Source organism: Pseudoxanthomonas sp. LjRoot204_2 (assembly GCF_056175765.1).
Window position 1 is genome coordinate 1 of sequence record NZ_JBGFFG010000170.1, and the last position, 7,103, is coordinate 7,103.

A 7,103-nucleotide genomic window follows, 5' to 3' on the forward strand; every position below is an offset into this window, starting at 1 on the left:
GTGGAACACCTCGCCGCCGGCCACGATGCCTTGGTCCTCATGCCGACCGGCGCCGGCAAGTCGCTGTGCTATCAGGTGCCTGCGCTGTTGCGCGACGGCACCGGCATCGTCGTCTCCCCGCTGATCGCGCTGATGCAGGACCAGGTGGACGCCCTGCGCCAGCTCGGCGTGCGCGCCGCCTTCCTGAACTCCTCGCTGGCCGCCGACGAGGCCCAGCAGGTCGAACAGGCCCTGCTGCAGGGCGAGCTGGACCTGCTCTACGTCGCGCCGGAGCGGCTGCTGACCGGCCGCTTCCTGTCGCTGCTGGACCGCAGCCGCATCGCGCTGTTCGCCATCGACGAAGCGCACTGCGTGTCGGCGTGGGGCCACGATTTCCGTCGCGAATACCTGGAACTGACCCTGCTGCACGAGCGCTGGCCCGACGTGCCGCGCATCGCGCTGACCGCCACCGCGGATCCGCCGACGCAGCGCGAGATCGCCGAGCGCCTGAACCTTGTCGACGCCGAGAAGTTCGTCAGCTCGTTCGATCGTCCCAACATCCGCTATACCGTCGTGCAGAAGGACAATGCCCGCCACCAGCTGCGCGACATGCTGCGCAAGCACAAGGGCGAGGCCGGCATCGTCTACTGCCTGTCGCGCAAGCGGGTCGAGCAGTTCGCGGACTATCTCGCCGAGCAGGGTTTCAATGCCCTGCCGTACCATGCCGGACTCGACGCGAGCGTGCGGGCGCACAACCAGCGCCGCTTCCTGCGCGAGGAAGGGATCGTCATGGTGGCGACCATCGCCTTCGGCATGGGCATCGACAAGCCCGACGTGCGCTTCGTCGCCCACRTGGACCTGCCCAAGTCGATGGAAGGCTACTACCAGGAGACCGGCCGTGCCGGCCGCGATGGTGAAGCAGCCGAGGCGTGGCTCTGCTATGGCTTGGGCGACGTGGTGCTGCTGAAGCAGATGATCGAACAGGGCGAGGCCGGCGAAGAACGCAAGCGGCTGGAGCGGCGCAAGCTGGACCAGCTGCTGGGCTACTGCGAATCCACCCAGTGCCGCCGGCAGGTGCTGCTGGCCGGCTTCGGCGAAACCTATCCGCACGAATGCGGCAACTGCGACAACTGCCTGAGTCCGGCCGAGACCTGGGATGCCACCGAGGCCGCGCAGAAGGCGCTGAGCTGCGTGTATCGCAGCGGCCAGCGCTTCGGCGTGAACCATGTCATCGACGTGCTGCGCGGCAGCGAGAGCGAACGCATCCGCCAGTGCGGCCACGAGCACCTGACCACCTACGGGATCGGCAAGGATCTGGACGCCACGACGTGGCGCAGCGTATTCCGCCAACTCGTGGCCTGCGGCCTGCTGGAGGTCGAAGCCGAGTTCGGCAGCCTGCGCCTGACCGAAGGCAGTCGCGCCGTGCTGCGCGGCGAGCGCCGCCTGCAGCTGCGCAAGGAACAGCGCGAACGCCGCGAACGCGACCGCAGCCCTCGCAGCGGCGTCCCGGTGCAGGCCGCCGACCTGCCGCGTTTCCAGCGTCTCCGCGACCTGCGCGCGGAGCTGGCCCGCGAGCAGAACGTGCCCGCCTACGTCATCTTCCACGACAGCACGCTGCGCAACATCGCCGAGCAGCAGCCGGCCACGCTGGCCGACCTGGCGCGGGTGGGCGGCATTGGTGGCGCCAAGCTCGAGCGCTACGGGCAACGCGTCCTGGACGTGCTGCGCGCGGTCGGGTGACGCTCCGCGTCGCGCGGGCGTTTTATCCAGCCCGCGTTCAATCCGCGGCTGGTAGCGTTCGTGCAAGGTCGGCCAGCCGGCGGACCGCGCTTCCGGGATTGCCCATGAAGACGTTGCCCCTCGCCCTGCTGGCCCTGCTTAGCGCCTCGTCGGCATCGGCCCAGTCGAATGCCGAAGCGCTGGATCTCAGCCTGCCCTCCTCCGCCGCATACCGTCAGGATCCGCCCGGCACCTGGTATGGCGATACGCAACCGGCACGCCCGAAGAAGGGCGCGTCGCCGGCCACTCCGGTCGATCCCTGCGTCCGCTACGGCGATGAGGATGGCGACGGCGTGTCGGGCAGCGTCACCGCAGGCGTCGGCTACAGCAAGGGCCATGGCCGCAGCACCTACAACGCAGCGAACCTCAACCTCTGCAAGACCACGTACGACGACGAAGGCAAGCCGCGCACCTTCAATCTCAACATCAACGTGGACCGGTACGATGGTCCCGGCGGGTATTACGGCCCGCACGGCGGCTATCCCGCCGGTCCGATGATGCGCGGCGCGCCGCGCCCGTAGGCGTATCAGTCGCGCGTGGCGACGCGTGCGACCGCTGCCACCGCCGTCAGCAGCAGGACGAGCAATCCCAGCGCGGTCGCCAGCGAGGTGAGCTTGGCGATGAAGCCCAACGCCGCCGGTCCCAGCAACACACCCGCATAGCCCATCGTGGTGACCGCCGCGACCGCCAGGTGCGTGGGCATGCTGCGCTGGCGACCGGCAGCGGAAAACATCACCGGCACCACGTTCGCCGCGCCGGCACCGACCAGGGCGAAGCCGGCGAGTCCGGCCAGGGGCGACGCGACCAGGACGACCAGCGCGAACCCGGCGGCGGCAAGCAGCGCGCCGCACACCACGACCCGGAACGCACCCAGGGCATGCACGATCCGGTCGCCGGTCAGGCGGCCGATCGTCATCGTCACCGCGAAGGCGACGTACCCGAAACCGGCGATGGCAGGGTCAGCGTCACGCACCGATGTCAGGAACACCGCGCTCCAGTCCAGTACCGCCCCCTCCGACAGGAACATCGCAAAGCACACCGCGCCGATCAGCAACACACGTCCACGCGGCAGCACGAACGCCGGATGATCGCCTCCGTCCCCTTCCAGCAGCAGCCCGCGGCGGCAGGTCGCCAGCAGCAGCGCCGCAACGATCGCCATGGCGACGATCGCCGACAACGGCGACGCGCCGAGCGCCAGGGCGCCTGCGACACCCCCGGCGCCGGCGATGCCGCCGACGCTGTACATGCCATGGAAGCCGGACATCATCGCGCGGCCGCCAGCGCGTTCGACGATCACCGCCTTCACGTTCATCACCACGTCGAGCACGCCCATGCCCGCACCGAAGAGCGCCAGTACCAGCGCAAGCAGGGGAAGGGTCGGCGCCAGCATCAGTGCCGGCATGCACGCGCAGATCACCGCCCCCGCCGCCAGCATCACGCGTCGGCATCCGAATCGGGCCGCCAGGCCGCCCGCCAGCGGCATCATCAGCACCGATCCCACGCCCAGGCACAACAGCATCAGGCCCAACTGCCCGTCGTCCAGCGCAAGCCGGCGTTTGGCGAACGGAATCAGCGGCGCCCAGGCGGAGATGGCGAACCCTGCCACGAAGAAGACGACGCGCGTGGCGATGCGCTCGCGCGCGCCCACGACCGGCGTCGCCGCTTCATGCCAGGTCATGCGGACTCAGGGAGCCAGCAGTTCGAACGTCACTGCGTCGCCGACGGCGCTGGAYGGCGCGACCCACAGGTCGAACAGACCGGGTTCGGCGACGGGGCGGTTGTCGACGCCGTGGAATTCGAGATCGGCGCGTGTCAGCGTGAACACCACCTCCTGGGATGCGCCTGCCGCCAGCGCGATCTTGCGGAAGCGTTTCAGCTCGCGCACCGGCCGCACGCGGCTGGCGGTGCGGTCGCGCAGGTAAAGCTGCACGACCTCTTCGCCATCGCGCGTGCCCTGGTTGGCGACGCGCGTGCGGATGGTCAGCGCTTCGTCCCAACCCAGGCGCGCCGTGTCGAGTTGCGGCACGCCGTAGTCAAAACGGGTGTACGACATGCCATGGCCGAACGGATACAGCGCGGCGTGGCTGACTTCGCGCCAGCGCGTCTGAAAGAAGCGCGGCGTACCCGGCACATTGGGGCGTCCGGTCGCCGGATGGTTGTAGAAGTACGGCTGCTGCCCGGCATCCTGCGGAAAACTCACCGGCAGCCGTGYCGACGGGTTGTAGTCGCCGAACACGACGTCGGCGAGCGCGGGACCGGTCTGTGTGCCGAGGAACCAGCCCACCAGGATCGCCTGCGCATCGCGCACCGCACCTTCCAGCGCCAGCGCGCGACCGTTGCGCAACACCACGACGACCGGTGTGCCCGCCGCGGCCACCGCTTCCGCCAGCGCCTGCTGCGCGGCCGGGATCACGATCTGCGTGCGCGACTGCGCCTCACCGGAAAACTCGTGCGGCTCGCCCAGCGCCAGCAATACGACATCGGCCTCGCGCGCAGCCGCCACTGCCGCCTCGATGCCGCCTTCGAGCGGTGCCTCGATGCCACTGCCCGGCACCACCACCAGCGCGGAGGGATCCTCCAGCGCGGCGCGCACGCCCGTCTCCATGTCGACCATGCGTGAGGCGTCGCCGAAGATGTTCCAGCAGCCGCCGAGGTTGGCGGTGTCCTGGGCGAACGGCCCGATCAGCGCGATGCGCTGGCCGGCCTTCTTCAGGGGCAGCAGGTTGCCTTCGTTCTTCAACAGAACGACCGAGCGGCGCGCGCAGTCGCGTGCCAGCGCATCGTGCGCAGCGATGTGCGACTGGTCGGCTTSGCGCCCGGCATCCAGGCAGCGGTAGGGATCGTCGAACAGGCCAACCGCGGCCTTGACGTGCAGCACGCGGCGCACGGCCTCGTCGACCTCGTCCATGGTCAGGCGACCCTGCTCGACCAGCGTGGCGACGTGGCCGGCATAGATGCCGCTCTGCAGGCTCATGTCCAGTCCGGCCGACAGCGCCTTCTGCGCGGCGTCGGCCTCGTCGCTGGCATAACCGTGCGCCACCAGCTCCAGGTCGGAGGTGTAGTCCGAGACGACGAAACCCTCGAACTTCCACTCGCCGCGCAGGATGTCGGTCAGCAGCTCGCGGTTGGCCGAGGCGGGCACGCCGTTGATGTCGTTGAACGAACTCATCAGCGTCAGCGCGCCGGCATCGATCGCCGCCTTGAACGGCGGCAAGTGCACGTCGCGCAGGGTCTGCGGCGCCATGTCCACGAAGTTGTAATCCAGTCCCGCGGAGATCGCGCCATAGGCGGCGAAATGCTTGGGCGTGGTCAGCAGCGAATCGGACGCCGTCAGGTCGTCGCCCTGGAAGCCGCGCACGCGGGCGGCGGCGAACTCGCAGGACAGGTAGACGTCTTCGCCCGACGTTTCGGCGACGCGGCCCCACCGCTGGTCGCGTGCGACGTCGACCATCGGCGCGAACGTCCAGTGGATTCCCGCGGCCGTGGCCTCCCTGGCGGTGGCGCGCGCGGTGCGCTCGGCGAGGTCGGGCTCGAAGCTGGCCGCTTCACCCAGCGGMATCGGGAASAYGGTGCGMAWGCCRTGGATCACGTCGGCGCCSWRCAGCAGCGGAATGCCGAGTCGGCTTTCCTCCACCGCGATGCGCTGCGCCTCACGGCCTTCCGCCACGCCCACGCCATTGAAGAGCGCACCGACGCGACCGCTGCGGATCTGCTCGCGCACCTGCTCGGCATCGCGCGCGAAGGTTTCCGGATTGAACTCGAACGCGAACGGCCGCAACGCATCGGCAAAGGCGCCCAGCTGGCCGATCTTCTCCTCCAGTGTCATGGCGGCGATCAGGCCCTCGATCCTTCGCTGATGCGGCATGTAAGCGATCCTCCCCGGAACGCGGGTATGACAGGGCAAGCATTATGAAAACGTTTACAGTCATGGTCAAACGCCCGGCCGCGGCCCCGTGCGCACCTGGATCGAGGCGCCCGGGAGCGCGTTCGAACCGCTCAGCCGGCCATGCCGGCGTGACGCAGCAAGGCCTCGATGCGCGGCGCGCGGCCGCGGAACGCGCGGAAGTTCTCGGCCGCGCTGCGGCTGCCGCCACGCGCCAGCACCTCGTGCCGGAACCGCGCCCCCGTTTCTGCCACGTGCGCGGGGGCTTCCTCGAAGGCCGCATAGGCATCCGCGCTGAGCACCTCCGCCCACTTGTAGCTGTAGTACCCCGCCCCGTAGCCACCCGCGAAAATGTGGCTGAACTGGTGGGGGAAGCGGTTGAACGCCGGCGGGACGTTCACGGCCACCTCGTCGCGTACATGGTCCAGCAGCGCCAGCACGGTGTCGTTGCCGGCGTCGAACGCGCTGTGCAGCTGCATGTCGAACAGGCCGAATTCCAGCTGGCGCACGGTCGCCATCCCGCTCTGGTAGTGCTTGGCCGCGACCATGCGGTCGAACAGCGCGCGCGGCAGCGGCTCACCGCTGTCCACGTGGGCGGTCATGGCCTGCACGCGCTCCCATTCCCAGCAGAAGTTCTCCATGAACTGGCTGGGCAGCTCCACCGCATCCCACTCCACCCCGTTGATGCCGGCCACGCCGAGTTCACCGACCTGCGTCAGCAACTGGTGCAGCCCATGGCCCATTTCGTGGAACAGCGTGGTCACGTCGCTGTGGCTGAAGGTGGCTGGCTTGCCGTCCATGCCCTTGCCGAAGTTGCACACCAGATACACCAGGGGCGTCTGCGTGCCGTTTGCCGTCTCGCGGCGGTTGCGGCAATCGTCCATCCAGGCGCCGCCGCGCTTGCCTTCGCGGGCGTACAGGTCGAGGTAAAACTGGCCGACCAGGCTGCCGTCGCCGTCGACTAGGCGGTAAAAGCGCACGTCGGGATGCCACGTCGGCGCTTCATCCGGCTCCACGCGCAGGCCATAAAGGTCGCCGATCACAGCGAACAGCCCGGCCAGCACCGCCGGCTCGGTGAAGTACTGCTTCACCTCCTGCGCGGAAAAGCTGTAGCGCGCCTGCTTGAGCTTCTCGCTGGCGTAGGCGAGATCCCAGGCTTCGAGCGTTTCCAGCCCCAGATGATCGCGGGCGAACGCTTCCAGCTCCGCGCGGTCGCGTTGCGCGTGCGGCCTGGCGCGTGCGGCGAGGTCGCGCAGGAACTGCAGCACCTCGTCCGGCGTATCGGCCATCTTGGTGGCCAGTGAATACTCGGCGTAGCTGGCGAAGCCCAGCAGCGCGGCCAGTTCGGTACGCAGGGCGAGGATGCGGTCGATCAGCGCAGAGTTGTCGAGCGCGTCGTTGTCGGCGAGTTCGGAAGCGCGCACCGCATTGGCGTGGTACAGGGTCTCGCGCAACGCGCGGT

5 protein-coding genes are annotated in these 7,103 nt (G+C 69.0%); 2 read left to right on the forward strand and 3 right to left on the reverse strand.

Translation table 11 applies throughout. From position 1 onward, the window contains the following. On the forward strand, positions 1 to 1,719 hold a 1,719-nt coding region (recQ, locus tag AC04L7_RS09635), incomplete at its 5' end, for a DNA helicase RecQ (RefSeq protein WP_475512901.1). A gap of 104 nt (positions 1,720 to 1,823) precedes the next feature. Further along, entirely contained in the window at positions 1,824 to 2,279 is a 456-nt protein-coding gene (locus AC04L7_RS09640) for a hypothetical protein (protein ID WP_299340785.1), read from the forward strand. Between the two features lie 5 nt (positions 2,280 to 2,284). Here the strand turns inward: AC04L7_RS09640 and AC04L7_RS09645 are convergent, their stop codons facing one another. The 3 genes from AC04L7_RS09645 to AC04L7_RS09655 all read right to left on the reverse strand — a co-directional run. Beyond that, positions 2,285 to 3,436: an MFS transporter gene (locus AC04L7_RS09645; protein ID WP_435997048.1), complete on the reverse strand. Its 1,152-nt coding sequence runs from the start codon at positions 3,434 to 3,436 to the stop codon at positions 2,285 to 2,287. 6 nt (positions 3,437 to 3,442) lie between these two features. After that, a complete protein-coding gene (locus AC04L7_RS09650; RefSeq protein WP_475512902.1) occupies positions 3,443 to 5,623 on the reverse strand; it encodes a glycoside hydrolase family 3 N-terminal domain-containing protein in 2,181 nt (726 codons plus the stop codon). Positions 5,624 to 5,754: 131 nt separating this feature from the next. Further along, a partial coding sequence (locus AC04L7_RS09655; protein ID WP_475512903.1) for a M3 family metallopeptidase occupies positions 5,755 to 7,103 on the reverse strand: 1,349 nt, incomplete at its 5' end.